General features: G+C 61.4%; 25 protein-coding genes. 13 read left to right on the top strand and 12 right to left on the bottom strand.

From position 1 onward, the window contains the following. Position 1 precedes the first annotated feature (1 nt). Both AC0L2C_RS26060 and AC0L2C_RS26055 read right to left on the bottom strand, forming a co-directional pair. Positions 2 to 1,051, bottom strand: a complete 1,050-nt coding sequence (locus AC0L2C_RS26060) for an ABC transporter substrate-binding protein (protein WP_473524763.1) — start codon at positions 1,049 to 1,051, stop codon at positions 2 to 4. Positions 1,052 to 1,056: 5 nt separating this feature from the next. Beyond that, entirely contained in the window at positions 1,057 to 2,256 is a 1,200-nt protein-coding gene (locus AC0L2C_RS26055; protein ID WP_473524762.1) for an ABC transporter ATP-binding protein, read from the bottom strand. A 313-nt stretch (positions 2,257 to 2,569) separates the two neighbouring features. On the opposite strand from AC0L2C_RS26055, the gene AC0L2C_RS26050 reads away from it, so the two are divergent. The 4 genes from AC0L2C_RS26050 (at position 2,570) to AC0L2C_RS26035 (ending at position 7,558) form a co-directional block, all read left to right on the top strand. After that, complete coding sequence (locus AC0L2C_RS26050; protein ID WP_473524761.1) at positions 2,570 to 3,958, top strand: aminotransferase-like domain-containing protein; 1,389 nt, start codon at positions 2,570 to 2,572, stop codon at positions 3,956 to 3,958. A gap of 42 nt (positions 3,959 to 4,000) precedes the next feature. Then, a complete protein-coding gene (locus AC0L2C_RS26045; protein WP_473524760.1) occupies positions 4,001 to 5,275 on the top strand; it encodes an NAD(P)/FAD-dependent oxidoreductase in 1,275 nt (424 codons plus the stop codon). 266 nt (positions 5,276 to 5,541) lie between these two features. Next, positions 5,542 to 5,730 (top strand): hypothetical protein, encoded by a 189-nt coding sequence (locus tag AC0L2C_RS26040; RefSeq protein ID WP_023799140.1) that lies wholly within the window; start codon positions 5,542 to 5,544, stop codon positions 5,728 to 5,730. A 457-nt stretch (positions 5,731 to 6,187) separates the two neighbouring features. After that, the gene (locus AC0L2C_RS26035; RefSeq protein WP_473524759.1) at positions 6,188 to 7,558 is read left to right on the top strand and encodes a thiol-disulfide oxidoreductase; all 1,371 of its coding nucleotides are present in this window, start codon (positions 6,188 to 6,190) and stop codon (positions 7,556 to 7,558) included. Positions 7,559 to 7,684: 126 nt separating this feature from the next. Here AC0L2C_RS26035 and AC0L2C_RS26030 read toward each other — a convergent pair whose 3' ends face one another. Both AC0L2C_RS26030 and AC0L2C_RS26025 read right to left on the bottom strand, forming a co-directional pair. Beyond that, a complete protein-coding gene (locus tag AC0L2C_RS26030; protein ID WP_473524758.1) occupies positions 7,685 to 8,104 on the bottom strand; it encodes a thiol-disulfide oxidoreductase DCC family protein in 420 nt (139 codons plus the stop codon). Continuing rightward, positions 8,101 to 8,289, bottom strand: coding sequence for a hypothetical protein (locus AC0L2C_RS26025; protein ID WP_473524757.1), 189 nt, complete (start codon positions 8,287 to 8,289; stop codon positions 8,101 to 8,103). Before AC0L2C_RS26025 ends, AC0L2C_RS26030 begins: the two co-directional genes overlap by 4 nt. A gap of 174 nt (positions 8,290 to 8,463) precedes the next feature. Here AC0L2C_RS26025 and AC0L2C_RS26020 point away from each other — a divergent pair, with 174 nt between their 5' ends. The 3 genes from AC0L2C_RS26020 to AC0L2C_RS26010 all read left to right on the top strand — a co-directional run bounded on the left by AC0L2C_RS26020 (position 8,464) and on the right by AC0L2C_RS26010 (position 10,714). Further along, positions 8,464 to 8,784 carry a hypothetical protein gene (locus AC0L2C_RS26020; RefSeq protein WP_473524756.1) on the top strand — a complete coding sequence of 107 codons (321 nt, stop codon included), beginning with the start codon at positions 8,464 to 8,466 and terminating at the stop codon, positions 8,782 to 8,784. 210 nt (positions 8,785 to 8,994) lie between these two features. Continuing rightward, positions 8,995 to 9,717, top strand: a complete 723-nt coding sequence (locus AC0L2C_RS26015) for a class I SAM-dependent methyltransferase (RefSeq protein WP_473524755.1) — start codon at positions 8,995 to 8,997, stop codon at positions 9,715 to 9,717. A 4-nt stretch (positions 9,718 to 9,721) separates the two neighbouring features. Beyond that, entirely contained in the window at positions 9,722 to 10,714 is a 993-nt protein-coding gene (locus tag AC0L2C_RS26010; RefSeq protein ID WP_473524754.1) for a polysaccharide deacetylase family protein, read from the top strand. Between the two features lie 1,082 nt (positions 10,715 to 11,796). On the opposite strand, the gene AC0L2C_RS26005 is transcribed toward AC0L2C_RS26010, so the two are convergent. Continuing rightward, positions 11,797 to 12,504, bottom strand: coding sequence for a glycosyltransferase family 2 protein (locus AC0L2C_RS26005; RefSeq protein WP_473524753.1), 708 nt, complete (start codon positions 12,502 to 12,504; stop codon positions 11,797 to 11,799). Between the two features lie 346 nt (positions 12,505 to 12,850). Here AC0L2C_RS26005 and AC0L2C_RS26000 point away from each other — a divergent pair, with 346 nt between their 5' ends. Next, the gene (locus AC0L2C_RS26000) at positions 12,851 to 13,903 is read left to right on the top strand and encodes an acyltransferase family protein (RefSeq protein ID WP_473524752.1); all 1,053 of its coding nucleotides are present in this window, start codon (positions 12,851 to 12,853) and stop codon (positions 13,901 to 13,903) included. 91 nt (positions 13,904 to 13,994) lie between these two features. Here AC0L2C_RS26000 and AC0L2C_RS25995 read toward each other — a convergent pair whose 3' ends face one another. Then, on the bottom strand, positions 13,995 to 14,915 hold the full coding sequence (locus tag AC0L2C_RS25995) for a VOC family protein (RefSeq protein WP_473524751.1): 921 nt from the start codon (positions 14,913 to 14,915) through the stop codon (positions 13,995 to 13,997). Between the two features lie 211 nt (positions 14,916 to 15,126). On the opposite strand from AC0L2C_RS25995, the gene AC0L2C_RS25990 reads away from it, so the two are divergent. Both AC0L2C_RS25990 and AC0L2C_RS25985 read left to right on the top strand, forming a co-directional pair. After that, positions 15,127 to 15,933: a class I SAM-dependent methyltransferase gene (locus tag AC0L2C_RS25990; RefSeq protein ID WP_473524750.1), complete on the top strand. Its 807-nt coding sequence runs from the start codon at positions 15,127 to 15,129 to the stop codon at positions 15,931 to 15,933. 138 nt (positions 15,934 to 16,071) lie between these two features. Further along, positions 16,072 to 16,377 carry a hypothetical protein gene (locus tag AC0L2C_RS25985; RefSeq protein ID WP_023799134.1) on the top strand — a complete coding sequence of 102 codons (306 nt, stop codon included), beginning with the start codon at positions 16,072 to 16,074 and terminating at the stop codon, positions 16,375 to 16,377. Between the two features lie 69 nt (positions 16,378 to 16,446). On the opposite strand, the gene AC0L2C_RS25980 is transcribed toward AC0L2C_RS25985, so the two are convergent. Beyond that, on the bottom strand, positions 16,447 to 16,785 hold the full coding sequence (locus AC0L2C_RS25980; RefSeq protein WP_473524749.1) for a hypothetical protein: 339 nt from the start codon (positions 16,783 to 16,785) through the stop codon (positions 16,447 to 16,449). A gap of 176 nt (positions 16,786 to 16,961) precedes the next feature. Between AC0L2C_RS25980 and AC0L2C_RS25975 the strand changes: the two genes are divergently transcribed. Next, a complete protein-coding gene (locus AC0L2C_RS25975; protein WP_473524748.1) occupies positions 16,962 to 19,109 on the top strand; it encodes an alpha/beta fold hydrolase in 2,148 nt (715 codons plus the stop codon). A gap of 117 nt (positions 19,110 to 19,226) precedes the next feature. On the opposite strand, the gene AC0L2C_RS25970 is transcribed toward AC0L2C_RS25975, so the two are convergent. Both AC0L2C_RS25970 and AC0L2C_RS25965 read right to left on the bottom strand, forming a co-directional pair. Beyond that, complete coding sequence (locus tag AC0L2C_RS25970; RefSeq protein ID WP_473524747.1) at positions 19,227 to 20,081, bottom strand: aldo/keto reductase; 855 nt, start codon at positions 20,079 to 20,081, stop codon at positions 19,227 to 19,229. A gap of 158 nt (positions 20,082 to 20,239) precedes the next feature. After that, on the bottom strand, positions 20,240 to 21,250 hold the full coding sequence (locus AC0L2C_RS25965) for an Lnb N-terminal periplasmic domain-containing protein (RefSeq protein ID WP_473524746.1): 1,011 nt from the start codon (positions 21,248 to 21,250) through the stop codon (positions 20,240 to 20,242). Positions 21,251 to 21,654: 404 nt separating this feature from the next. Here AC0L2C_RS25965 and AC0L2C_RS25960 point away from each other — a divergent pair, with 404 nt between their 5' ends. Together AC0L2C_RS25960 and AC0L2C_RS25955 are read left to right on the top strand one after the other, a co-directional pair. Further along, complete coding sequence (locus AC0L2C_RS25960; RefSeq protein ID WP_473524745.1) at positions 21,655 to 22,905, top strand: PQQ-dependent sugar dehydrogenase; 1,251 nt, start codon at positions 21,655 to 21,657, stop codon at positions 22,903 to 22,905. After that, positions 22,796 to 23,296, top strand: coding sequence for a c-type cytochrome (locus tag AC0L2C_RS25955; RefSeq protein ID WP_473524744.1), 501 nt, complete (start codon positions 22,796 to 22,798; stop codon positions 23,294 to 23,296). The genes AC0L2C_RS25960 and AC0L2C_RS25955 overlap by 110 nt, the downstream gene beginning before the upstream one ends. A gap of 44 nt (positions 23,297 to 23,340) precedes the next feature. On the opposite strand, the gene AC0L2C_RS25950 is transcribed toward AC0L2C_RS25955, so the two are convergent. The 3 genes from AC0L2C_RS25950 to AC0L2C_RS25940 form a co-directional block, all read right to left on the bottom strand. Next, positions 23,341 to 23,733 (bottom strand): VOC family protein, encoded by a 393-nt coding sequence (locus AC0L2C_RS25950; RefSeq protein ID WP_473524743.1) that lies wholly within the window; start codon positions 23,731 to 23,733, stop codon positions 23,341 to 23,343. Positions 23,734 to 23,820: 87 nt separating this feature from the next. Further along, the gene (locus AC0L2C_RS25945; RefSeq protein ID WP_473524742.1) at positions 23,821 to 24,390 is read right to left on the bottom strand and encodes a histidine phosphatase family protein; all 570 of its coding nucleotides are present in this window, start codon (positions 24,388 to 24,390) and stop codon (positions 23,821 to 23,823) included. 97 nt (positions 24,391 to 24,487) lie between these two features. Further along, positions 24,488 to 25,726: an MFS transporter gene (locus tag AC0L2C_RS25940; protein WP_473524741.1), complete on the bottom strand. Its 1,239-nt coding sequence runs from the start codon at positions 25,724 to 25,726 to the stop codon at positions 24,488 to 24,490. Between the last annotated feature and the right edge of the window lie 319 nt (positions 25,727 to 26,045).

Here is a 26,045-nt window from a genome sequence, read left to right as displayed (position 1 = left end):
TCTACTGCGCGAGCCAGGCGTTGAAGCGTTTGACCAGATCCTCGCCATAGTCGCCCCAGAATTCGGTATCGGCGACCAGGTAAGCGCTCATGTGGTCGGGTGCGTTCGGCAATTTCGGCAGGGCGTCCGGCGCGACGAAGGAGGCCGCATCGATGCGCACCGGCCCGTAGGTGATGTAGCTGGCGAGCTTGGCGTTGATTTCCGGCTGGCTGATATAGGCAAGGTATTTGTAGGCCAGATCCGGGTTCTTGGCGCCCTTCGGAATGGCGATCATGTCATATTCGAGGATCTGGTTGTTCCAGACGATCTTGAACGGCGCCCCGTCCTTGTCGATGGCGTTCTGGATACGGCCGTTCCAGGCGGTGGTCATCACCACTTCCTTGGATGCGAGGAGCTGCGGCGGCTGTGCGCCGGCATCCCACCAGACGATGTCCTGCTTGATGGCGTCGAGCTTCTTGAAAGCGCGGTTGACGCCTTCGGGGGTTGCCAGCACCTCGTAGACATCGGCCGCCGCGACCCCGTCGGCCATCAGTGCCCATTCGAGGTTCTGTGCCGGAAACTTGCGCATCGCGCGCTTGCCCGGAAACTTCGTCGTGTCGAAGATGTCGAGGACCGAGGTTGGCGCCTCCTTCAGCACGTTGGGGTCATAGGCAAGGACATCGCCATAGGCGTCGAGACCGACGCCGCAGTCGAGCGCCGAACCTTCGATGAACTTTTCACGGGGGGCGATCCTGGAATAGTCGAGCCGCTCGAGAATGCCGGCGTCGCAACCCTGCAGCACAGTCGCCGTCTCGACAGTCACCAGATCGATCGGCACGTTGCCGGTATCGACCATCGCTTTGACCTTGCCAAGATCGCCAAGATATTCCTGCTCGACGATCTTGATTCCGGTTTCCTTGCTGAACGGCTCGAACCATGCCTTGCGCTGGGCATCCTGCCAGGCGCCGCCGCTGGCCATGATCGAAAGTTCGTCGGCGAAGGCGGCATTTCCCATGGTGATGAATGCTGTGGCTGCCACGAAGGCGAACAGCCGGGCTTTTGTGATCTTCATTGTTCTTATTCCCCTGTTTTCGAGATGGAACCGCCCGTTCCGGCATTGGCCGGAAAGGCACGGCAGTCGGTGGGCGCGCAGGAAACCGTGACCGGCTCCCCGTTGCCTATGGTCGCTTCGGGGCCGACCTTGACGGTCAGCACCTGGCCGCTTTCCAGCCTGGCCAGAAGACGCTGATGGTCCCCGAGATAGATGCGGCCTTCGACCGTGGCGGCTAACGCATTTGCGCCGTTCGAAGCGGGCGCGAGCTTCAACCGTTCCGGGCGGATGGCGACATGGCAGGCCGCGCCTTCGGCGACGCCGATGGCCAGCGCGGCGACCGAACCGCCGCCGTACAGCGCGACGCGGCACTCCTTGCCGGAGACGCGCTCGACCTTGCCTTCCAGCGTGTTGTTCTCGCCGATGAAGCTGGCGACGAACGAGCTCTCCGGCGTGTTGTAGAGATCGTCGGGCAAACCGAGCTGGACAATCCCGCCATTGTTGAACACGGCAACGCGGTCCGACATGGTCAGCGCCTCGCTCTGGTCGTGCGTGACATAGACGATGGTGACGCCGAGCATGGTGTGCAGCTGCTTGATCTCGATCTGCATGTGCTCGCGCAGCTTCTTGTCGAGCGCGCCGAGCGGCTCGTCCATCAGCACCAGGCTTGGCTCGAACACCAGCGCGCGGGCAAGCGCGACACGCTGCTGCTGGCCGCCGGAAAGCTGTGCCGGCCGCCGGTCGCCGAACTGCCGCAGCCGCACCATGTCGAGCGCGCGGCCGACGCGGGATGCCACGTCCGCTTTGGTGGTCTTGCGGACCGAGAGCGGGAAGGCGACGTTCTCCTCGACGCTCATGTGCGGAAACAGCGCGTAGTTCTGGAATACCATGCCGATGTTGCGTTCGTAGGGCGGCAGCCTGTCGACCGACCGGCCTTCAAGCGTGATGACGCCGTTGGTCGGCCGTTCGAAGCCGGCAAGCATGTTGAGCGTCGTCGTCTTGCCCGAACCTGAGGGGCCGAGAAGAGTGAGGAACTCGCCGCGCGCCACGCTGAGGTTCAGCCGTGTCACCGCGAACGTGCGGCCGTCATAGGATTTCTCGACATCGACGAACTCGACAAATCCCCGGCCACCGGTATTGGGGCCACCAGCATTGGGGCTGCCGACGTTGACCTCCGGTGCCGGACCGGCGCTGTCGCGTGACAGGCCTGTCGCTTCGGCGGTCACGGGCGGAATTCCGTTGGGCGCCGGCAATGCCCGCTTGTCGAAACGAGGTGGTGCTTGCCGTCCATGTGCCGGTCTCGCTTGACGCTGGCCGCGCAAAGCGGCAAAACCAAACTTGTATGCTCACACAATCGATCGCTAAAGAACCATAGATGCAGACAAGTTTGCCCGTCAAGCGGCATTCTTCGGTGTTGTGTGAGATTTTTCAGCCCGGATTTTGGAATCAGGCACCGGACAAGCACTATTGTCCGGAGGATTGTCTTATGCTAGATGCGCCGGTAGCCAGAGCCTCAACACATCGAAACCGCCAATCCGCATGCTTCAGGACCTGCAACTCGCCTCGGAGGAAGGCCCAGTCTACCGGCGCCTTGCCGACGCTATTGCCGAACGGATTACCGCCGGCACGCTTGCGGTTGGAGACCGACTGCCGCCGCAGCGCGAGATTGCCCGCGCGCTTGGCATCAACGTCACCACGGTGACGCGGGCGCTGTCGACGCTGCAGCAGCGCGGCCTGCTCGAAGCGCGGCCCGGACGCGGCACCACGGTGGCTGCCCGCAATGGCGGCGAAGGACCCGGTTTCGTGTCGGCGCCAAGCGACGACAGCGGCGTCATCGACCTTTCCGTCAACCGGCCGGCAACCTCGGCCTATCTCGATGCCCTGGCCCTGCTGCTGCCGCGCCTGGCCAAGGACCGGCACTACGCTACGCTTCAGGATTATCACCCGCCCGAGGGGCCGCTGTGGGCGAGGGCGGCGATCGCCGAGTGGATGCAGCCGGTCGCCGGCGCCGGCGATCCCGGTCGGGTGGTGCTGGCGGCGGGCGCCCAGCATGGGCTGGATTGCGTGCTTGGCGCGGTGACCAGGCAGGGCGAGGTCGTGCTCGCCGACGAAGTGACCTATCAGGGCATCAATGCACTGTGCCGGGTGCATGGGCTCGATCTCAGAGGCATCGCCATGGACCTTGGCGGCATGCGGGCGGACGTGTTCGAGGCGGCCTGCGTGCAGCTGCGCCCGCGCGCGGTCTTCCTGGTGCCGACCCTGCACAACCCGACCACCATCACGCTGGGCGAGGAGCGCCGGCACGAGCTGGTGACTGTCGCCCGTCGCCATAATGTCCTTATCATCGAGGATGACGTCTATCGGCCGCTGGCGGACAATCCGCCACCGTCGCTTGCCAGTCTCGAGCCCGAATTGACGGTTCACATCGGCGCCTTGTCGAAATGCCTTGCCCCGGGACTGCGCCTCGGTTTTGTGATCGCGCCACGCGCCATAGCCGGCCAGGTCGCTGGGGCTTTGCGCATAAACTGCTGGAGCATCAGCCCTCTGACCGCGCTGATCGGCGCACGGCTGATAGAAGAGGGCTCGGCGGCGCGTATCATCGAAGCCCAGAAGCAGGAGCTTCGCCAGCGCCAGGCCATCCTCACCGAAATCCTCGGCCGCTACGATGTCCATAGCCACGCCACCTCGACCCATGCCTGGCTGCGCCTGCCGGAGCCGTGGCGGGGCGCGGGTTTCGCTCGCACCTGCCTGGAACGTGGCGTTGCCGTTCTTCCCGGCGATGCCTTCGCGGTCGGGCGCGAGCCGGTACAGCACGGGGTGCGCATCAATGTCGGCGCCGCGCGCTCGCTCGACGATCTGCGCACCGCGCTGAACACCATGGCCGAACTGCTCGCGGCCGGGCATCTGCAACTGCCTGGCTTCGTCTAGACCATGATCCCGAAAAGTGGGGGCCGGTTTTCGGAAAAGATCATGGTCAAACAAGAAGATACGGTCGTGGCAGCAGCGGAAACCGTTGAAATCGCCATTGTCGGCGCCGGCATTGTCGGATTGGCAACGGCACTCCGGCTTGCGGCCGAGGGGCGCGAGGTGCTGCTCATCGATCCCAACGAGCCGGGCTCCGGCGCTTCGTTCGGCAATGCCGGAACGATCGCCGAATATGCCTGTATGCCGGTCGGCAATCCGGCCGTTCTGCGCGCGCTGCCAAAACTGCTGCTCGATCCAGACAGCCCTTTTTCGCTGCGCTGGCCGGCTCTGTTCCAATTGGCGCCGTGGCTGGTCAGTTTTGTCAGAGAGTCGCTTCCGGCGGCCACTCGTGCCAATGCGCTGGCGCTCGCCGGGCTTCTGGCTGAGGCCCTGCCGGCCTGGGAGGAGATGGCGAAAGAGGTCGATATGGCCGACCTGCTGCGCCGCAACGGCTGCCTCTACCTGTATCGTCGCGAGAGCGGTTTCGCCAGGGCGGCCGGTGGCAGGGCGCTGCGCGCCGGGTTTGGCGTGCATCAGGAGGTTCTGACGCCGGCAGAGGTGGCCGCGCTGGAGCCGAGCCTGCCGACGACCGGGGCCCGCGGACTGTACTTCCCGGATTCGATGAATGTCACCGATCCAAAGACGCTGATGCGGCGGCTGCTCGATGCCGCAACCGCCCGCGCCGTGTCGGTGGCACAGGCCGCTATATCAGGGCTGCAGGTCGAGGCGGACGGTGTCAGGCTCAGCGGTTGCGGCCTTCGCGTCAAGGCGAATACGGTGGTGATCGCCGCGGGTGCGCAATCGCGGGCGCTGGCCATGCAGGCAGGCGACGGCATCCCGCTCGAGACCGAACGCGGCTATCATCTCGAATTCCCGACCGAAGCGCCTTTGCTCAATCGTCCGGTCTGTCCCGTCGATCTCGGCTTTTACATGACGCCGATGGCCGGCCGGCTGCGTGTCGCCGGAACCGTCGAACTCGGCGGGCTTGCAGCGCCGGCAAATCCGCGCCGGCTGGCGCTGCTGGATCGCGGTGTCAGGCAGTTCTTCCCCTCACTGGGCCGGCCCTCATCCGAATGGCTCGGGTTCCGGCCGTCGCTGCCCGATTCCCGGCCCGTCATCGGTCGGTCACGTGGCAGCCCCAGGGTGATCCATGCCTTCGGCCATGGTCATCTCGGCCTCACCCTGGCGCCGATCACCGCCCGCTTGGTCGCCGACCTGATTGCTGGACGCGGCGATCCTGACTGCCTCGCGCCCTTTGCGGTGGGCCGCTTCGCTGCTTGACGCTAGGTCGGCTCCGCCGCGGCAGCGTAGCGCGTGAGCATTGGACAGGCAGTTCGGCGACATTCAAGCAGAAACCCGCCCCGGTCTCCGGAGCGGGTCTGTTGCCTGAGGCGGAACTCAACACATGTCCGCAGCCGCAAGGTCACCTCGCGATGCTGAAGATCTGGTTAACCCGCCATATTTGATTCAAATCCAGCTGTGGATGTTCGCCTTTGGGTAAATCGAAATGGGCCATCGTTGTCCAGCGGCGGGCAAAAGGAGAATCCATGACCAGTGACTTTGCCGCAGCCCACCTCCATCTTGAACGAGCCTGTCACTATTTGCGCGGCGATGACGAGACGAGCAGCGCGGCGCGCGCCGCCCTGGACATCCTGATCGATGCAATTGTCGCAGCCCAGTACAAGCGTCCGCCCGCTGACGTGGTGGAATTTCCCAGAACGGCAAAGCAGCGTTAGTCGGCGAAGCGCGGCGCATCCGCAAGATTAATGCGCCGCTTCAAGTTCTTGTTTTCATACATGTCGTTGTGTTGACATGTCGTTGTCTTGATACTGCTGCGCGCCCTCGGGTCAGGCCCGAGGGCATGCCCTTGGGCGACATGCAGTCGCGGGCGAAACAAATGGAGCGGGATGGCCAGTTCAAATTAAACGCATCCCGCTTTGGGTCCGCCGCACCTCTCCCAATGGCTGATGCTCGGCAGCAGGAGCTACCGACGACGGCGGATTGACTCTTACTCTGCGCTCGTGCTGATGTTGCAGTGCAACATAGGGCAGCGGGGGCTAACTGGTGTTTATTGGGCAGCAGCAGTATTCAAGCGCGACGCCGATATGGAACGTTGGTCGCAGCAAGATCACGAAAGTCAGAGGACGGGACGATACATTTGACGGATTGACCGCATTTGCCCCGTTCTGGGCAATGGCGGCGATCTTCAGTATCGCCGGTGATATCTACTCCATGCTTGGCTACAAGGGGCCGCTGTTTGCCGCTCTGAGCTGGTCGGTCGTCCTGTTCAGCCTGCTACTCCTGCTGTACCCGCGGCGAACCGAGTTCTTGATCGGGCTCGTGATGGTATCGCTTGTGCTGTACGCGCTGCGCATGCCGGTCGCTTCGAACAACAAGACGATCACGGCGGTGATGAACGGGGCTATCCTGCTCAGTGCGGCAGTGCTCTATCTGCGGGCCGCCGGCCGCGGCGCCGCGCTGGCCCGGATGGAGCTTTATCAACAGATCCGGATCGTCGCCCGGGCGCTGCTCGCCATCATGTATTTCTACGGCATCTTCCACAAGATCAACACCGATTTCCTCGATCCTTCCGTGAGTTGCGCGGTAGGCCTCTACGCTCCGCTGGCTCGTCCGTTCGGCCTCGAGGACAATCTGTTTGGCCGGTATCTTGCGATCTTCGCCACCTTCGTCATTGAGGCGATCGCGATTGTGTCCCTCTACTGGAAGCGCTATTTCGCCGTGGGGTTCATCCTCGCACTCGTCTTCCATTACGTGATCCCGATCTCGGCCTATTCCTGGTACATGGACTTTTCCAGCCTGGTGTTCGCGCTGTATGTGCTGAGCATCCCCACGCCCGCCAGCGAGGCGCTCTATCGCACCTCGCTGGAGTTTACCAATCCGCTGCGCGAGACGTTCGGCCGGGTCGGGATCTTGCTGCCGGGCGCGGCCGTGATGCTGGTCGCGGTCACTCTGGTCATTGTGCTCACTTATGCTTTTCCCGGGCGCTCCTTCGACATGATGGTCCACTCCGTCTGGATCCTCATTTGGGGGGTAGTGGGCGGCGCGGCGATGGTCGTGCTGTCCTATGTGGCCCTGCAGAACCTGCCTTGCCGGACCGTCTCCTCGCCGCGCCAGCCGCTCTGGGTCTATTTGGTGCCGGGCCTGTTCTTCCTCTCCTGCCTGTCACCCTATGTCGGGCTCAAGACGGAGAGTTCCATCAACATGTTCAGCAATCTGCACACCGAGGCCGGCCAGACCAACCATCTGCTCTTTCCCAAGCCACCATACATGTTCAACTATCAGAACGAGGTGGTGAAGATCGTTGATTCCTCCGAGCCCCATCTCGTCCGGCAGTCGCGGGCGGGCAATCACCACGTGCTCCTCGATGTGAAGAAACAACTGCGCCGGAAGCCGGAGGCTTGGGTGACGTACGTGAAGGATGGCGAGACGATTACCCGCGCCAACGCCTCGACATTCGCAGGCGAAATGCCCAGCCTCCTCGAACGCAAGTTGCTTATGTTCAAGCTGGTGGATTTCTCGCGGCCGAAGGCCTGCACCCACTGAACGCCGCTTTCACGAACGAACCTAATAGATGTCGACGGGCAGTCGACCTAAGCGCGTCGCGTTTGTAAGGGACACGCGTCGCTTTAAGTTCATGTCGTTATCGCAAAACCGCTGCGCACCCTCGGGTCAGGGTCCGAGGGCATGCTTTTGCCGTTCGAGATCGGCAGGGATCAGCGAGCGGCCGCGAAGCCGCAGGGTGGCCCGGCGTCCGAGCTTGAGCGCCGGATAGATCAGCCGCGCGGCCGTCCTGTTTGAGAGAATCCTGCGGTTGAGCCAGCCGAAAAGCGTCGAAGAGGAACTGAGGATCGCCAGGAGATTGATGGCTTCCTCGCCGTGGTAGACGCGGTCCTCGAAAACGAAGAGCATGCCCTCATTCAGGTCGAAGCCCTGGCGCTGAAACTCGGCAACGCGCGGGTCGCCGGAGCGCGCGTCGAGCAGTTCGACAGGACCGACCGCGTCGCGCAGCCGGGCAAAGCGGACATAGCTCTGGCAGAAGATGCAGTCGCCGTCATAGACGATAAGCGCCGTCTTGCCGGGGGGCTTCATTGCAGCGTCGGATCCTGACTGTGCCCGGTCGGTGCTTCTACGGAGCTATCGATCGCGCAATTGCCGTAGAACGCGCAGCCGGAGACGACGGGCAGATTGCTGAAGGCGTCGAGGATGGCGACGAGCACCAGCCCGACAATGCCGAGCATCAACATTTTCTTGTAGGCGGACAAGTCGCGAAGCATCTTGGTCCTTTGCTGCTTGAATCGGACCTGGTCGATCCGAGGTCAAAGCGCGATCGATTTCAACAGCCGGCCGCCTTTCGCAAAAACGGTAACCGGCGCCGGTCGACGTTTCCTATTGAAAGGCCTTGAACTGACACATCGGCACTACCCCGATATTGTGCAGCGCAACAATGGGTGAAGATCGGCGGAAAATCAAGCGGAATGCTGAATTTTAGTCTGCGCGGTCTGGGGTTCAGGGACGCGGCAAACGCATGGATTTCAACTTATCAGGACCAGCGCAAACGCGAAACGGAGCTCCAGCTGGTTCTCGCCAAACTGGCCGCGCGCATTGCTCGCGGCGCCGCCGTCGTCGAATACCTTGGCGAATTCGATGCGCTGCTGGATGATGGCGGGCCCTACATCAGCCCGGAACTCGGTGGAACGAATGCCGCGCGCGCCGCGCTCCGAGGCGCGGGGCACTCGCCAGGTTACGAAGGTCTTGCGCCCCGCGACTGACACCCGTAACATGGGGTTGCAATCACGTCGAAAGGTGGTCAGGCCGAGTTCGCATCCCTCGGGAGCTAGGTCGATGACCAAGGTACGGTGCTCACCGTTCAGAGGGCAGCAGCCCCAGTAGCGCGAGGCCAAGGCGTGAAACCATTTGGCAGGACCCGACAGTATGTGATGCCTGAGAGCGCCTGGGGAGTTCGCTACGCAAAATGTAGAATGTTTGCCCATCGCCTCTTGCCGAAAATCGTCAAGAAACGATTGAGGCGGCTGATGAGATATGACCGACCCGGCGTCGGAAGGGTGCGTTTTGGCGACTTTGAGCGGACCGATCCGATCAGTCGAAATTTCGGGTATGATCGCGGAACACCAATCGATCGTATCTACATCGAAAGATTTCTGGCGGAACACGCGTCAAGCATCCACGGTAGAACGCTTGAAGTCGTCGACGACGACTACACGGCTCGCTTCGGAGGACCGAGAACGACGCAGCGTGATATCGTCGACTTGCGCCCTGAAAATACCCGCGCGACGATCGTCGGCGACCTCACGAACCTGGGCGCAGAATGGAACGATAAGTTCGATGCGATCGTACTGACCCAGACTCTGCATCTCATCTTTGATCTGCAGAAGGCCGTTTCTGCGCTCTTCCGGCTTCTCAAGAGCGGTGGAACCGTACTTGTAACGGTGCCAGGCCTGACGCCCATTGATCATCATCAGGAATATGAAACCTGGTATTGGTCGCTGACGGAAGCTTCCGCTCGCCGATTGTTCTCGGATGTCTTTGGGGCGGACTCGACGCATATTGCTGTCTATGGAAACGTCTGCTCTGCGGTATGCTTTCTCGAAGGTATTGCTGCGGAAGAGCTCAAGCCAGAAATGCTACACGAGCAGGATTATCACTTTCCTGTCACCATCGGGATATGCGCCACAAAGGGCTAATAGAATGGCTTGGACGCTCAAGACAAGGTTGCGCCGCGTTTTGCGTCGCTGCGTCTTCAAGCCGGTGATCCTGATGTACCATCGCATCGCTGCAACGGACCTGGACCCGTGGGAACTCGCCGTTTCGCCAACCAATTTCGAGAAGCAGGTGCGGGACCTCGCAAAGACGAGACGTGTGCTGCCGTTGCACGAGTTCGCATCGAGGCACATTGAAGGAAGCCTTCCACCTGACGCTGCAGCCATTACTTTCGACGACGGCTACGCGTGCAATGCCTTAATCGCGGCGCCTGTCCTGGAAACGCTCGGTCTTCCAGCTACGTTCTTTCTGGTAACGTCCATGCTCGGGAAAACCGACGAGTTCTGGAACGATGCTCTCGAACGGGTTATCTTCGATCCTAGGGCCGCAGGACCAGCCTCCATCGTCGTCGCCGGTCGCGATGCTCATGTTGATCTGGGTGAACAGGCCGATGACTATCAATTGGGCCGAGGGTGGCGAGCTATGCACGAGCCGCCTCGAACTGCGCGCGAGCAGGCCTATCTCAAGCTTTGGAAGGTTCTGAAGCCGGCCTCTTTTGATGTGCAGTACCAAGCAATCGTATCACTCGCTCGCCAGGTCGGCAGTGACTTGGCGCCTCGAACCAGCCACCGACCCATGAAGATTGATGAAGCCCGAATGCTCTCGCGAAGGTCGCGCTTGGACATTTCAGGTCACACGGACACCCACGTTTCCCTCCCATTGTGGGATCGGCACATCCAGCTGAAGGAGATCCAAAAAAGCTGCCGGACGTGCGAGGACCTGTCGCGCCGCCCATGCACCACATTCGCCTACCCCTATGGCGACTATTCCGACCTGACCATCGAATGCGCAAAAGAGTCGGGGCTGGTCTGCGCCGTGTCGGCCTACCCCAGACCTGTGGCGAACACGGACCTCCCTCTGGTGCTGCCGCGGATCATGATGACGAACGAGAGCATTGTCGGATATCTGGACGCAAATTGATGTATAAGCCCATTTCGGCGAGCGCGGTCGCGGCGTCATTGTTCAGTTCGTGATCTGGCCTTCAGTCGGGTCGAGATCACGCCTGTCTCCACGATCGGAAGTACGAAATTCTGCGCCATCACGGCTTGGCAGATCTGCTTCTTGAGCAAAGGGCCCACCGAGCGCTCTCGTAGAAACCTTGTAAAAGATGAGATAAGTTTCTTCTGAACTATTAAATGTGTGGTCGCTCCAAAAACCATAGAAAACGGAGCTCTTTTGAAGTAAGTCGACAACACCTCTCTTAAGTACCGCTCGATGATCATCTCCCTAACACGTGCACTAGAGAAATTCTGGTCAAGGAGGACTTCCAATTGTCCGACCTCGGCTCGCTCGGGGCGAACGACGGCAATGAAAGACCTGATGCCTGGACCAAGCTTGATCTGCGGAATGGCTCCGGGAATTTCGGACGACCCGCGAGGCCACACTTCCGACAATGCCGATGGTGTCGGACGCATTAGCGGTAGCGGCGAGACGTTCTGTATGGTCCAGCACGTCGTTCACGAAAGAAGGCCCGCAGTGAGCAATCGTGCCAATTTTTTCTAAGAACTCTTGAAGGTGAGGTTTCAGTGTAGGCCAGCAGGTTTCCCAATTGGGCCTGAAGTCGCCTAATCCGATGGGAATGGCGTCGAACAAGGCTGCTCCGATATCAGAAGCTGCCAAGGGCTCGGCAGGAAGAACTTGCATTCCTCTCAAGACGCCCTGGAGTGAGTGCTTGCGTGCGATTGCAAGACCCGCCAACCAACTGGCAAAGCGATATGCCGCAGCGGGGAACTCTGCAGGGGATACGCCTTCGGCATACATGGGATGGGGTCTTGGAACTCGGGGATCGGGGCCGTGCCCGCGGGCGATGACGATGAGACCGTCTCGAAACCCCTGCTCGTAATAGGTACTGAGCGAGGATTCTGTTTGGCGATAAAAGGCCACGAACTCATCAACGCCCCTGCAGAGGGCGCCAGACCGGATGACACGTTGCCAGAGATCCCAGTCTGCGCAGCCCATCAATGTTTCATCAAAACCGCCAAGCTCGTGAAAGGTCGAGTTTTTCAAAATGCATGCATGGACCATAAACGTTGCGTTGATGCAAGGCGATGGAATAAGTCGCCCCCGGGCAGGTGTACCTGCGATCGATTCTGGCTGCGGCTCCCGCACACGCGAAGGCCTAAGGCGTGCACAAGATGCACATCCTGGCCGGCAACGCGCAATAGGGAGCCAAGGACATTAGGAGCGAGCCAGTCGTCGCTGTCGAGAAAGAGCAACCAATCTGCCTTTGCTTTTGCCGCCCCTGTGTTTCTGGCCGAAGCAGCACCTCGCTGTGCCTGCAACCAGAGCGAAATTCTGGGGTCATGGGACGCGAGATTCTGAAGCACGGCGGGTATTCCATCGGTTGACCCGTCGTCAACGAGAATGGCTTCCCAGTCGGCGAGGGATTGCGCCTTAAGTGAAGCCACCGCTTCGAGGATTAGCATGGGCTGATTGTGTACGGGATGACTATGGAAACCTGCGGCATAGTGGTCCTGTCCAAGGCATCCGGACGCTCGTGACCTTTTGAGGATATCGCGAACAGGATGGTGAGGCGCCTTCGCGGCGGCCATTAGTCCGTAGAAGGTTAACTTTTTCTGGGAGCGGTTCAACATGGCAAAAGGCAGCTCAGCGGCCGATGGTGCGTCGAGGGAGTATTCCGGCGTGTGGAGGTAGCCACTTAGATCCCGCGCGAACGCCAGGATCCGACTCTCCGCGGCCGCATCGATCATCACAACAGCTGTGGAGCCTCGCCGACGTCCGAATGGGGTCGCGACTTGCCCTGCCTCCGAAACTTGAATGTCGCCAACGGGTCAGCAGCGCTGGTCGCGCGCATGTCGGATTTTTGAACGGAAAACGGCCCCCGAAGGCCTCGGAAGGGCTCTTTCCGGATGTTGACGCCCCCTACGAACATGTAGGCGTAGAAGCCGAATGGCATCGCCCGACTGAATGGGACTATCGGCAATCCGGAGCATCCGAGCCAATTCGCACTTGCCACAAAGTATGATGCGGTGCACAATCGCCATCGAAACCGAAGGACCGGGCCGGCCGATAAGCCGTATCCAGGAAACGCTGAAGTTGAACCTGCCCATACGTGAGACCTGGCTGGACACCGCCAAGGGCTTGGGAATCACCCTCGTCGTCATGGCCCACGTCCTCGACCACAGCACCTGGCGATGGGCGCACCCGATTTACTTTGCGGCATCGCTGTTCTTCATGCCGTTCTTCTTCATTATATCAGGCTACCTTTTTGCCGTGACGGAGAGGAAGGCGCTTTTCCGCAAGCGCGTCCAGGGCCTGCTCATTCCCTATGTGATGTTTCTCGGCGCGATCATGGCGAGCGTGCTCGTTGTGGACTTTTTGCGCGGGGACACCCCGGCGCCCTGGCAGATCAGGGAACTCATCACCGACGCGCTGCTGGGCGGACGGCACCTGACGCGCGAACTCGGCGTGTTCTGGTTCGTCACCTGCCTCGTCGCCACGCAACTTGTCTATAACGAGGTCGCGATCAGGACCAGCGGGCCGACCGATCCCGGCATGCTGGTCTTCGTCGGCGCATCCGTCGGCCTCGCCTATTCAATCCAGGCCTACTGGCAGGAGGTGCGCGCGCCGCTGGCTCTGACGAACGTGCCGCTCGCGATCGGCGCATTCTGGTTCGGACATTTCCTGCGCGAACGCGGCATGAGCGCGCTGTGGTCGGCGGTGTTTGTCGTGGCGGTTGCCGGGGTCGCGCTCGCGGCGGCGCGGACGGGTTCCGACTTTACCTTCAGCATGAAGAACGCCATCTTCGGCCCGCCGCTTCTCGGCCTGCTCGTTGCATTGGCGATCTCGACCTTTATCCTCGGCCTCGTCCGCTTCATGGCGATGCCGAGCTTGCGCATCGCTCCGCTGGCGGAAATCGGCGCAGCCTCCCTGGTGATCATGTTCGTCCATCAGTTCGTTCATTTCACGCTGCGGGACTTCGGAATGTCTTCCGAGTTGGTGCTGATCGCCCTGTCGCTCGGACTTCCCTATCTGCTCTATCGCGGACTGAGATCGTCCCGGATACTGTCGCCCTGGTTCATCGGAAGCGGAGACCTGGCGCTCAGCATCCAACTGATGAGGCGAAGCCTCGCCTTCCGGGCAGGCTGAGCACGAACTCGTCCGGTGACGGCAGCCGCAGGCGATTTCCTTCCGGATCGGAGATCCTTGTCGGACGGCAAGCTAGGGTTGCTGGAAGCCGCTAGCGGACCGATGGCCAATCAGTCCCTGCGGCCACCATTAGCAGGCGATTTCCTTCTGGATCGAAGACGTCCAGCGCCCGCTCCGCCTGCCTAGCGGGGATGTTGGCATGGCGTAGCCGCTGCGCGACCGCTGCCATATCCTCCTGGGAAGGAAGCACGACTGTGAAATGCTCGAGCCCCGCCGAGCCGGGCGGAGGTTCCTTCAGTTCGGCGCCGGCCCAGATGTTGAATGCGACCATGTGCCGGCGTTCGTCGGTCCCGCAGTCAAACAATCCGAACGATCCGGACTGGATGTGCGGCTTGAAACCAAGCACGCCCAGATAGAACGCCATCAGCGTTTCGGGCGAGCGTGCGCGCATATGGACGTGGCCGATGAAGGCATCCGCCGCCAGCGGGGCTTCGACACCATCCGCACTGTCGAGCTCGAGCAGCAACCGGTCGAGGTCCAGCGGCTCGAGGCCGGAATGCGTGGTGCCGTCCCTGGCAACAAGCGCGACGCTGCCGTCCGCCGTCACCGCGCTGGATGCAAAGCGATCGGGCGTATCGAAACAGACCTCGATGCCGTTGCCGGAAAGATCGGAGACGTACAGGGATTCTGATACCAGGTGATCCTGGGCGCCGTGCCTGACGCCGGACGCCCGAAGCCGGGCGGCAACGCGGGCCAATTCCTTGCGCGTCGTCACGTGGACCGCAACATGAAAAAGGCCGCGCGACTTTGGCGGCAGGGCGGTCGTCGCTCCGGTGTGCAGCACAATCAGGGATTTGCCGTCGACGCCGAGATCGGCCGTCCCGCCATCATTGGCGAGGACAGCGAGACCGACCACGTCACGCCAGAGCGGCAAGGCAGCTGGAATATCGATGACGCGCAGATGAACCGGGCCGAGACGGGTGGCGTTGGCGAGCAGATCTTCGCTTTTCATCGAACACCGTCCGGATTGCGGCCTGAGAAGATTAACCGCGAACGGTATAGCTGTCTTGCGCAAAGTTCGGGTTGACCGCTCCTGGGTGGGCGGGCCAGTCGAGGCATCCGAGTACGACCCGGGTTACACCTTCCTGGCCCCCTGTTCCCGCGAGAGCGGCGGGCGTATTCTCGCGGTCCGACGGGTCGAAATCATCAGGGAGGAGATTGCGATGGCTGAGGCAACGCGCCACGACGCCTGGCAGGCCGGGGATAGCTACGACCTCTATATGGGGCGATGGAGCCGTCAGATCGCTCCACCGTTCCTGGATTGGCTCGATCCGGCGGAGGGTCTGGACTGGCTGGAGGTGGGTTGCGGAACCGGGGCGCTGTCGGCAGCCATCCTGGCCCGTTGCAATCCCAGGAGTTTGGTGTCCATAGACCCATCGGAGGGGTTTCTCGCCAAGGCGCGGGCAAACGTGCCGGACAAGCGTGTCGCGTTTCTCGCAGGCGATGCGCAGGCCCTGGCAGTCGAATCGGGCAGCAAGGACATGGTCGTGTCGGCGCTTGTTCTCAACTTCGTCCCCGACAGGCAAAAGGCGCTCGCCGAGATGCGGCGAGTGGCGCGCCCTGGAGCGACGATCGGCTTCTATGTGTGGGATTATCCTGGCGGCGGGGTGGAATTCATGCGGGCCTTCTGGACCGCTGCAACGGCGCTTGACCCCGGTGCCATCGACCTTACCGAGGACAGGCGTTTTCCATTTTGCACACAAGATGGATTGACCGATCTCGCGGAGAAGGCCGGCCTGGGCTCCATCGACTCCACCCGGATTGAAATGCCGGCCGTGTTCAAGGACTTTGAGGACTACTGGCACCCCTTCACCCTGGGTGCGGGACCGGCGCCCGGCTACTGCATGAGTCTCGACCCCGCTGCTCGCCAGAGATTGATGGAGAGGCTCCGCGACAGTCTGCCGCGCGGCGAGGGCGGGTCCATTCCCCTGAAAACCAGAGCCTGGGCAGTCAAGGCGAAGGTGCGCTGATGACCGGCAGCCCATGTCGCGCCAAACCGGCAGGCGGCCAATCATAGACTGCCGGCGCAAGTTCGGGTTGACCGGCCTTGTGCGCGAAGCGACTATTCGTCTGGACAGACGAGATGCAGATTGCGCGAGGAGATTACGATGGACGAGCCCGATCGCTGGCGTCACATGTCGAGCGCGCCAAGGGATGGCAGCCGAATCCTTGTCACGGTTCGGCCGTCTGAACAGGGGCCGGCGGAAGTCGACCTGGCTTACTGGTCTCGAGCCGACCAGTTCGGCAGCGAAGGCTGGCGCGCTTCCGACTCCTCGCCCGGACGCGTGGTTGAATACGCCGAACCCGAGCTGAAATGCTGGATGCCACTGCCGACAGCCAATCTGAGCAAGGGTTCATTGCCGAGCCCCTGGGACGAAGAAGATGTCCCGCTGCTGGATGGGTCGGGGATATGAGGCTGAGCGCGAAGGGGAGTTTTCACCGTAAAAAGGCCATTGGGATCGAGCCGAAACCCGCTGTCGTGCTCACCGGCGCCAGAACGAGTTGCTTATCTCTGCTTCGATCTGCGCCAGCCTCAAGCCGATATCGTCGGTCAAGTTAAGTGCATTTTTCATAGCGATGCGCGGTTTGAATGGATGCAGTCGCCGGAAAAAATCACGCCCAAGTCGCGCGATCAGCGCGCATGCGCGGATCGCGGTGGTCCGGAAATCGAACGAGCGGACCGTTGATACCCGGCAGGCCCGCTGCTTCTCGAGATAATGCGTAAGTGCAATATCGTGGCGTAACGGGCCGCCGCGCGGCTGCTCATTTTGACCGGGATCATTATGCCAGATGGGCCATTCGGACGAATTCGGGCGTAGCATAGTGTCCTCCTGAAATAAGGGCTGCTCGTCCGGACAATCTCCACCACCGCCGTGAGAGGCGCGTTGGAGCCAGCGTGAAGGATTCGTGAAAACGCCAGGCCGATGAAAATGACGGTTGAATTAGGGGCAACTACAGGAAAGGATCGCAACCAAAGTTGTGGCCGTGGGCGGACCCGATGTCGCACTCTCATCTCTGTCTGCTTGGCGGTTTCGACTTCGCCGGAGGCGCAGCGGCGGTCCCGGTTTTCAGCCGCAAGGCGCGCGCTATGTTGGCCTATCTCGCTCTGCAATCCGGACACTCCCAGTCACGCGAGAAGCTCGCAGCGCTTTTGTGGGGCGGCAACGGTGAGGCCCAGGCGCGGATGAACCTCCGGCAGGCCCTATCGGCTATCAGGAAAGGGTTGGACGGATCCGATGGCCGAACGTTCCTCACCGACGGCGACAGCATTACCCTCAATCTCGACGATCTTGATTTCGATGTCGTGCGGTTCGAGGCGCTGGCCGCCGGTTCCGAACCGGAGCAACTCGAACAGGCGCTTGTCGTCTATCGCGGCGACCTGCTCGACGGCTTCGGCCTGAAGGAGGAGCCGTTCGAGGATTGGCTGCGGGTCGAGCGCGAGCGCCTGAGGGCGATGGCCGTCGCGGCACTTGACAAGCTCGTCGCGCATTACTGCACTGCGAACGATCCTGCCTCATGCGTGCGCTCGGCAACGCGCCTGCTCGCCATGGAGCCGCTGAGGGAGGATATCCACCGCGCCCTGATGCGAGCCTATGCGGCTCAGGGCCGGCTCACTCTCGCGCTGAAGCAATATGAAAATTGCCGCGGTGCGCTGCAGCGCGAACTGAACCTGCAGCCCGAGCCGGAAACCCGACATCTCTATGAAGACCTGCGGACGCGCCGCATGGCACCGCAAGCCGCCTCCCAGGCAGCTGCCTCGGCGTCGTCTTCCCAGACACCGCCACCGTCGCCAGCCCGAACCGGCGAGCGGCCGGCGTTCCGGGCCGAGCCGATGCGCCCCGCGACCCATTACGTCAAATCGGCCGGGATCAACATCGCCTATCAGGTGACCGGCGACGGCCCGCTCGACCTGATCTATGTGCCTGGATGGGTCTCCAACCTTGACCTTGCCTGGTCGTCGCCGCGGCTTTCGCATGTGCTCCATCGCCTCGGCGCCTTCTCGCGCCTGATCCGCATGGATAAGCGCGGCACGGGGCTGTCCGATCGAAATGTCGGTTTGCCAACGCTGGAAGAGCGAATGGAAGACATGCGGGCGGTGCTGGATGCGGTCGGCTCGAAGCACACGGTTCTGTTCGGCGGCTCCGAAGGCGGCCCCATGTGCATGCTGTTCGCGGCGACCTATCCCGAGCGGACAGCGGCTCTCGTCCTCAACGGAACCTATGCCAGAGGTCGATGGTCGAAGGATTACCCCTGGGCAAGGACAAGCGAGCAGGTGGAAGAAGATCTGGCCGCCGTCGAGAGACAGTGGGGGGAGCCGGCAGATATGAGCAACGCCGCGCCCAGCCTGATGAATGATAGTTTCGAGAGAGAATGGTTCGCCGCGTATCTCAGGAATTCGGCCTCGCCTGCCGACGCGATCGCGCTGTGGCGCTGGGGCACCGAAATCGATGTTCGCGCCCTTCTCCCAGCCATTCACGTCCCGACACTGATCGTGCAGACGGCAGGCGACCGCTGGGCAAAGCTGGAAGAGGGGCGCTATCTGGCAACGCAAATCGAAGGCGCCAGATACATCGAGCTTGCTGGCCGTGATCACGTAATCTGGGGCGAGAATTCCGATCGGCTTGTCGACGAGATCCAGACCTTCGTCACCGGCGCCTTGCCGGCAGCGCCGGGCGAAGGGGTTCTGGTATCGGTGCTGTCCCTGGAGATAGCCGGCCCCCCTTCTAGTGTCGGCGCAGATCTGATCGAGCGATACGCCGAAGAGATCCGCGGCGAACTGCTCGCTGCCGAAGGCAGACAGATCAGGCGCTCCGCAAGCGGATTTTTCGCCGTGTTCCAACGGCCGACGCGGTCGATCCAGTGCGCGATCGCAATCCGTCATCGCCTGAGGCATTCCGGTCTCGATGTCCGCTCGGCAGTCCATACCGGCGAATGCCAAGTGCGCGGCGATGACTTCACTGGCGTTGCAATCGAGCTGTCATCGCGGCTGCTCGATCACGCGCGGCCGGGCGAGATCATCGCGTCGCGGACGGTGCGCGATCTGGTAGTCGGCTCCGGCCTGACTTTCGAAGAGCATGGCGAACTGGAAGCGAGCGGGCTGCCCGGCAGCCTGCAGCTTTTTTCCGTCAGTAAACCGGCTGTCTGACATTGGCCGGCAACAAATCGCGGCGTGCAGGCTCGGCGTCGGGCAGTCGACCGTCGCCAAGCGGCCGCTACCCTCACGCCATCCGCCTTCGCTGATCTGGCCGAGTCCCGTCGCTGGTTAGAACAGGAACGCAGCCGTGGCCGGGTTCGCGCCCGTACGGCCGTCTGATGAATCCATGCTTCGGATGAGCTCGAGGTCCTTTGAATCCAGCTCGAAATCGAAGACGTCGAAATTGGCGGCAATCCGGTCCTGGTGGATCGACTTTGGAATGACGATCAGCCCTTCCTGAAGATGCCAGCGGATGATCACCTGCGCCACGGACTTGCGGTGTTTTCCGGCGATCTTTTCGAGGGTCGGGTCGCTCAACAGCCGGCCGCTGCCCAGCGGGCTCCAGCTTTCGATACGGATGTTGTGCGTGCTGTGAAATTCTCTGGTCTGGCGCTGTTGAAACCGGGGATGGAGTTCGATCTGGTTGACTGAGGGTGTGACACCAGTTTCGCCGATGATCCGCTCCAGATGGTCGTGGTTGAAATTCGAAACGCCAATCGACTTGGTCCGGCCGGATTGCCTGAGTTCGATCAGCGTCTTCCACGCCTCGACATATTTGCCCTGGCTGGGCACTGGCCAGTGGATCAGGAACAGGTCGATCTGCTCGATGCCCAGCTTGTTCATCGTCTCGTCGAAAGCCCGCAGGGCGGCGTCACGCTGATGCGCGCCGTTTCGCAGCTTCGAGGTGATGAACAGTTCGCTTCTCGGCACGCCAGCCGTGCGGATCGCCTGCCCGACGCCCTCCTCGTTCTGGTAGCCTTCGGCGGTGTCGATCAGTCTGTAGCCGGCCTTGATTCCCCAACTCACGACTTGGGCCGTAATGGCTGGATCGACCTGCCAAACGCCAAGGCCGATCTGGGGAATGGCTGAGCCATCATTCAATGTGATCTGCTCAACTTTAGTCAGGGTAATTTGTTCAGGCATGCTCAGGTCCTTCTGCATCGCTCCGCCCCGGCGCAGTGCTTATCTAGGCGCGGCGTCCGCCAATGCGAGTCGACAGGAGGAGAAAGTAGAAGTCCGCCGTGAAGCCGGGATGAGATCCGGTTCGAACCGCCCAGCGTTTCCAAACACGATTCCAGAGATCAATAAATTGGACCGGGGGATGGCACGCCAATCCGGATCGATCTCGAAAAGTCTGGCGAAAGGCCCGACTCCCGCGCACGGCCGTCAATGTGGGCTGCCTCCCTCAAAACCGACATCGGCAAGCTGACATCGAGCGCACCCCGTGCATACGCATATTCGGGAAGATAGCCGTTAACGATGAGGCGCCAGTCAAGAGGCACCACGTCACCGACGGCTCGCATCATCTTGACGATCGTGGTCGTGCAGTTCGTCGTGATGGAATTATAGAATTCTGGAGTCGTGGAAAGTGCATTTGCGTCCAAGACGTATTCCAGCAAGAGCGCCCGGGCCGCTTCCGGTGACACTTTTAGCCGATAGATTTGGACATCCTCTCCACGAACGTTTGACCTGACGCCGACGACGTCTCGCTCATCAGCCGCAATAATGACCAGGGGATTGCTCTTGAACAGGTCTGCCATGGGTGAAAACTTGCCGCCTCCATGGCGCCGCACCTCAATCGACCAGGCAAGATAGTCACCTCCTGCAAAGCCGAAGCTTATGATGACATGGGCGATTTTGGTCCCGGACCAATAAGACATGAAGAGATCCACCGTCTGAACGTTGGAGAGGTCGTAGGTCCGCGTTGTCCAGCGTTCGGTGAAATCAGTAGCGCTACGCCACTCGAAGTCGCGCACATCAGTCAGCGTCAACAGGTTTCCGTCGCGTGTGCCGGTTACCTGACGGGCGACGTCGGGCGCCCAGTCCGCGTGATCGAAAGGCCTGATGGTGCTCCACCAAACCAGAACCACAGCTAACGCAGCTGCAAACAGGACAAGCGCCCTGATGCGAAACCGGCTGAAGAGGGCGATGATAGTGGCGAGGCCGAACAAGATGAACAGGACGCCGGCCAGAGCCCGTCCAAGCTCAGCCACAGGCAGACGATACCACATGGCAAGTCCGGCCCAGGCAGTCAGGATTGTGACGGCCAGCGAAAGGATGATGGCAAGCGAGATCCGAGCGATGCGACGCATTTATTCCCCCTCTGGCGGGCCGCTCTGTGGTGGCCTAGAATTGCCTGGATGCCATTTTTTCACCGGACGTCCGAAGGCAGCTCTACATGGCGATATTGGAGCACATTCGGGCTGTTGCGCCAACTCGGCGCACGCCCGGCCAGCCGATAAGAGGACTGGTTGAAAAGCCCCGGCCAGCTTGCCGTTCATCGTTGGTACCCGGCGGGCCGACATGTTATGCTGTGGCGGCAACCGCTGCAGCCCCAGGTGACTGTCAGGGGGATTGAGTTAGGCAACGCTTTCGGTCGTTTGGTCCCGACCGGAAGATCGTGCTCGGCGCTGGAAATTTCGCACAAAAGCAACCGCCCGCAACGTTGTGTCTGACTGCCACAGATGCCCCGAAGCTGGCCACGTGGGAGGATATCGTGATCAAGAAACTGGCTTTCGTTTTGTCATGCGCTGCCGCCCTTTGCGTAACGTCCGCCTTTGCGCAGGACGAAAATCTCGAGAAACTTGGCGGCTTCAAGACGACCGGCACACCGATGATGGAGCCGATCCCGCAAACCGGAGAAAACGCCGAAGCCCTCAAGGCCATTGCAGCCAAGGTCAAAGTCCCGGATGGTTTTAAGATCTCTCTCTATGCCATCGTTCCCGACGCGCGTCATATCGCCGTAGGACCGCAGGGCGTGGTGACCTTCGTCGGTACCCGCAAAGAGCTGGTCTACTCCATGACCGACCGCAACAAGGACCGCGTCGCCGACGACGTGAAGGCCTTTGCGCCTTCGATCAAAATGACGGTTCCGAACGGCGTCTGTTTCTCGAGGGATGGCCACCTCTACGTCGTCGAACAGAACCGCGTATTGTGGTTCCCGGCGGCCGAGTTTTTCTATGAAGGTCCCGATGTCGCGGCTTTCCCGATCGTGAAGCAGGGCGAGCTGATACCCGCATCCAACGAGAGCTACAATCACACGGCCCGAACCTGTCGCGTTGGGCCTGACAACCGCATCTATATTACCATCGGCCAGCCGTTCAATGTGCCAGCCCCCGAAGTGCTCCCGGAATTCGAGAAACTCGGCATCGGCGGCATCATAAGCATGAAGCAGGACGGTACCGACCGCAAAATTTATGCGCGCGGAATGCGCAATCCCCTCGGCCTGGATTTCAACCCAAAGGACAAGACACTGTGGGTGAACGACAATCAGGTCGACGGCATGGGCGACACCATTCCCCCAGGTGAAATGAACCGTGTTACCGGACCGGACCAGAATTTTGGCTTCCCCTGGTATGGCGGCGGCAAGGTTCGTACGGTTGAGTACAAGGACGCAACAGTCCCCGAAGGTGTGATCTTCCCGGAGGTCGAGCAAGAGGCTCACGCGGCCGATCTCGGGCTGTCGTTCTATACCGGCAAGCAGTTCCCCGAAAAATACCGCGGCGGCATCTTCTCGACCCAGCACGGCTCCTGGAACCGCGTGGACCCGGTGGGGGCACGGGTGATGTTCACCTCGCTCAAGGCGGACGGCACGGCGGACAAAGCTGAAGTGTTCGCTGACGGCTGGCTGAACGAGAATGGCGAGTATCTCGGCCGTCCTGTCGATGTTCAGATGCTCAAAGACGGTTCGCTGCTGGTGTCCGACGATTTGGCCGGGGCCGTCTGGCGGATTTCCTACGGCGATTAAGCGACTGGCCAGGCGGCAGCCTTCTGCTGCTGCCTGGTTTGCTTCTCTATGGATAAGGGAGTTCGGGGTGAGGCGTTTGATCGTCAGTCTGGCTGCGCTCTTTGCCTGTTCGTCGCTTGCGCAGGCTGGAGGTGATGCCGCTTCGGGAAAAAAAATCATGCTGAAGTGCCAAGTCTGCCATGGCAAGGACGGCATCGCCAAGCTGCCTGACGCGCCGAACATAGCAGGGCAAAAGGAGGCTTATCTTGTCAAGGCGCTGAACGCCTTCAAGACAGGCGAGCGCAAGAACGAGCAGATGACTGTCGTGACCAAGGGCTTGAGCGATGAGGATATAGCTGATGTCGCCGCCTATTATTCATCGATCAAGATCACCGTTCAGGTTCCGCCATGAGGCCAGCTCGCAGACGTCCGCCGCCTGGCTACGCCACCGAGCGATCACGGGTTCCATCCGCCGCTGCCGTACTGACGGGTAATGATCTCGAGTAGATGACCGTTGGGGTCCTCGAAATAAACGCCGCGGCCGCCGTCGTGGCGATTGATCGCGCCCAGCTGCGTCCGGCCAGGATCAGCCCAGTACGGCAGGTCCCGTTCACGAATCCTGCCGAAGATCTCGTCGAACTCGGCTTCGCTGACCAGGAAGGCGTAATGCTGCGGCCTGATTTCGCCTGAGGTATCCATGTAGTCGAGGTTGGCACCGTTTTCGGTGGTGACCATCTGGAAAGGCCCCCAGCGCCTCGGGGCGGAAAGGCCAAGCATTTCCGCCAGGAACTTTGCCGACGCCTCGCTGTCGCGGGCCGGCAGTATTGTGTGGTTGAAATCGATAGCCATGCCATCACTCCCTTCGATCTCTCCTCGCATGTCGTTGTTCCACGACTGAAGCGATGCTGCACGAGATGGGGTCGAAGGCCATCATGCTCAAGCCGGCGTGGCAACCTGCCCGATGACCTGCACGGGGTCAGCTTGGTGAATACGGACGATGATCATTTCGCCGCTCTCCGGCACCTCGCCGGTCAAGCCGGTGATGTTGACCTGATGCGTGACAAGCACCACAGGTCCGCCGAAACGCTGCCCGCGGAGCCAGGCCAGAGGGGCAGCGGTGCGCACTTCTGCGGCCGAACTGTCGCCAAAGACCGAATTGAGCAGCTCAAGGGGCACGACGTCGCCGATCCCGAGCAGGCGAGCGGTATCGAGGCAGCGACACCACTGGCTCGAATAGACGGCTGCCGACGAGATGCCGTTCGCACGGAACAGGTCGCCGATCGCGCGGGCCTGCGCACGACCTTGTTCCGACAGATTCCGCTGGGTGCTGCAATCACCGAGCCTGAAGCCAGGCGGATCGCCGGAGCCTGGGGCCGCGGCATGGCGCAGCAGCGCAATGGCTTCTCCGGATCGCAGGGCTGCCCAGAGTGGCCCGGAGGCTTGGGCTGTGCCGAAGGCAGCCGCTCCGAGCGACAGGACAAGAAATCGCCGACGTCCAATTCGCATCTTGCTTCTCACCTTTCCGATTGGCAGCCTGACGCGGACCAGCACTTCATTCCGCAAGTAGCGACATAAATGTTGGTGTCGACGATTTCAGGACCGATCAGGAGCTGGAAAGATACCAGCCGCGAGACAGGCCCCGCGTCAGCTTCCGCGATACCCGCCACATCAGCAAGGCGGCGGCCAGGCTGTAGACGCCCATCAAGGCCAGTTGCAGCGCGTAGTCGACGCCGGCGTCGATCAGGTATCCGGTGATGCCGGGGCCCATCGCCGAGGCCAGAACCATCACGGCTACCACAACCGAGCGGATCGCGCCGAGATGCGCGGTGCCGTAGATCTCCGGCCACATGGCGCCCTCCAGGGTCGAGGAGAAGCCGTAGCTGATGCCAAGCAGCGCCATGAAGACGAAGATGGCGAAAGGCGCCGTCAGATAGGCAGCCGCGAAGCATGCCAGCGCCAGCGGCAGAAGGAATAGAGGCAGCAGCTGGACCGCCGAGAAGCGGTCGATCAGCCACCCGGCCAGAAGCGCAAAACCCATCGTCGTGGCGGACAGGACGGCAAAGCCGCCGGCGAAGAGTGGCAGCGGCCAGCCCCGGAGCTCGGTTAGATAGACCTGGTGAAAGAAGATAGTCGTGCCGACGAAGGCGGGAGCCAGGACCCCCAGGCAGATGGCGTAGAAGGTGGAATCGCGCAGGACTTCCGCCCGCGTCCAGTGCTTCACTGCGCGTTGCGCCCTCGGCTGGTCCTCGCTCTGCGGATTGCGTTCCTTCCGGACCAGCGCACAAACCAGAGGCAAGGCCACGACCAGGATGAAGGCTGCGCAGACGAACCAGCTTCCCCGCCAGCCGACGATGCCAGCCACGAGGACGAACAGGAAAGGCAGCAGAGCGCCGCCGACATGAAAGCCAAGCGTGACGACCGAGACGGCGCGGCCCCGGTTCGCGGCGAACCAGCGGCCTGTTGCCGTCAGAGCGGTCTGGGTCATCATGCCCTGGCCAAAAAGGCGCAGCAGGTAGAGCGCAAGGAGCAGCGTTGGCAGCGACCCGGCGAACCCCATCGCAATGCTGGCGCAGGCAAGCATGAGCATCGTCGCGATCGCCATGGTCACTGTCGAATACCGGTCCAGCGGCCGCCCCAGGAACGGCAGGGTCGCCGCGCTAAGCAGCGTTGCCAGCATGTAGAGCCCGCCGAACTCGCCGTGACTCAACCCGAACGTCTCGCGGATATCGCCGTTCGACAAGGCGATGAAGAAGGTCTGCCCGAAGGACGAGACGAGGGTCAGCAAAAAGGCGCCCGCGAGCCAGCGGACATTGTTGACGACGAATGCACTGAAGGACTGCATGATCCCTTTGTTTCTCGATAGAGTGCGCGCTTACTGTTCGTCTTTATCGGCCTCCGCTGCCGGAGGATATCGGCCAGTTCCGCTTTGATCAGAGGCCTGGCTTCACGTTCGAGCCGGTCGAACTTCCATGCCGATTACCAACCAGCCAGTCCGACTTCGGCGTCCTCGCCACTCTGCATGCGAGTGAAGTCAGTCGGACGCCGTTGCGCTCTTAGGTCAGGCACTCAAAGGCATCATGCCTCTCGCTCAAGCTCAGGTTCGCTATCTTCTCCTTCTTCCCCTCTCGGATTGTATTTGCGGACACCGTCGAATGAGAAAG

Source organism: Mesorhizobium sp. WSM4845 (genome assembly GCF_055811455.1).
Note: the sequence above shows the minus strand (reverse complement) of the source record. Positions and strands in the feature narration are given on the sequence as shown.

Excerpts from the sequence above, each read along its gene's own strand:
- AC0L2C_RS25955 (WP_473524744.1), top strand. The coding sequence starts at position 22,796 with ATGGCGAGTATCTCGGCCGTCCTGTCGATGTTCAGATGCTCAAAGACG.
- AC0L2C_RS25985 (WP_023799134.1), top strand. The coding sequence starts at position 16,072 with ATGGACGAGCCCGATCGCTGGCGTCACATGTCGAGCGCGCCAAGGGAT.
- AC0L2C_RS25970 (WP_473524747.1), bottom strand. The coding sequence starts at position 20,081 with ATGCCTGAACAAATTACCCTGACTAAAGTTGAGCAGATCACATTGAAT.
- AC0L2C_RS26015 (WP_473524755.1), top strand. The coding sequence starts at position 8,995 with ATGTTTGCCCATCGCCTCTTGCCGAAAATCGTCAAGAAACGATTGAGG.
- AC0L2C_RS25980 (WP_473524749.1), bottom strand. The coding sequence starts at position 16,785 with ATGCTACGCCCGAATTCGTCCGAATGGCCCATCTGGCATAATGATCCC.
- AC0L2C_RS25945 (WP_473524742.1), bottom strand. The coding sequence starts at position 24,390 with ATGCGAATTGGACGTCGGCGATTTCTTGTCCTGTCGCTCGGAGCGGCT.
- AC0L2C_RS25990 (WP_473524750.1), top strand. The coding sequence starts at position 15,127 with ATGGCTGAGGCAACGCGCCACGACGCCTGGCAGGCCGGGGATAGCTAC.
- AC0L2C_RS26035 (WP_473524759.1), top strand. The coding sequence starts at position 6,188 with ATGGCGGCGATCTTCAGTATCGCCGGTGATATCTACTCCATGCTTGGC.
- AC0L2C_RS26030 (WP_473524758.1), bottom strand. The coding sequence starts at position 8,104 with ATGAAGCCCCCCGGCAAGACGGCGCTTATCGTCTATGACGGCGACTGC.
- AC0L2C_RS26010 (WP_473524754.1), top strand. The coding sequence starts at position 9,722 with ATGGCTTGGACGCTCAAGACAAGGTTGCGCCGCGTTTTGCGTCGCTGC.
- AC0L2C_RS26060 (WP_473524763.1), bottom strand. The coding sequence starts at position 1,051 with ATGAAGATCACAAAAGCCCGGCTGTTCGCCTTCGTGGCAGCCACAGCA.
- AC0L2C_RS25940 (WP_473524741.1), bottom strand. The coding sequence starts at position 25,726 with ATGCAGTCCTTCAGTGCATTCGTCGTCAACAATGTCCGCTGGCTCGCG.
- AC0L2C_RS26050 (WP_473524761.1), top strand. The coding sequence starts at position 2,570 with ATGCTTCAGGACCTGCAACTCGCCTCGGAGGAAGGCCCAGTCTACCGG.
- AC0L2C_RS26045 (WP_473524760.1), top strand. The coding sequence starts at position 4,001 with ATGGTCAAACAAGAAGATACGGTCGTGGCAGCAGCGGAAACCGTTGAA.
- AC0L2C_RS25975 (WP_473524748.1), top strand. The coding sequence starts at position 16,962 with ATGTCGCACTCTCATCTCTGTCTGCTTGGCGGTTTCGACTTCGCCGGA.
- AC0L2C_RS26005 (WP_473524753.1), bottom strand. The coding sequence starts at position 12,504 with ATGATCGATGCGGCCGCGGAGAGTCGGATCCTGGCGTTCGCGCGGGAT.
- AC0L2C_RS25950 (WP_473524743.1), bottom strand. The coding sequence starts at position 23,733 with ATGGCTATCGATTTCAACCACACAATACTGCCGGCCCGCGACAGCGAG.
- AC0L2C_RS26040 (WP_023799140.1), top strand. The coding sequence starts at position 5,542 with ATGACCAGTGACTTTGCCGCAGCCCACCTCCATCTTGAACGAGCCTGT.
- AC0L2C_RS25995 (WP_473524751.1), bottom strand. The coding sequence starts at position 14,915 with ATGAAAAGCGAAGATCTGCTCGCCAACGCCACCCGTCTCGGCCCGGTT.
- AC0L2C_RS25965 (WP_473524746.1), bottom strand. The coding sequence starts at position 21,250 with ATGCGTCGCATCGCTCGGATCTCGCTTGCCATCATCCTTTCGCTGGCC.
- AC0L2C_RS26025 (WP_473524757.1), bottom strand. The coding sequence starts at position 8,289 with ATGCTTCGCGACTTGTCCGCCTACAAGAAAATGTTGATGCTCGGCATT.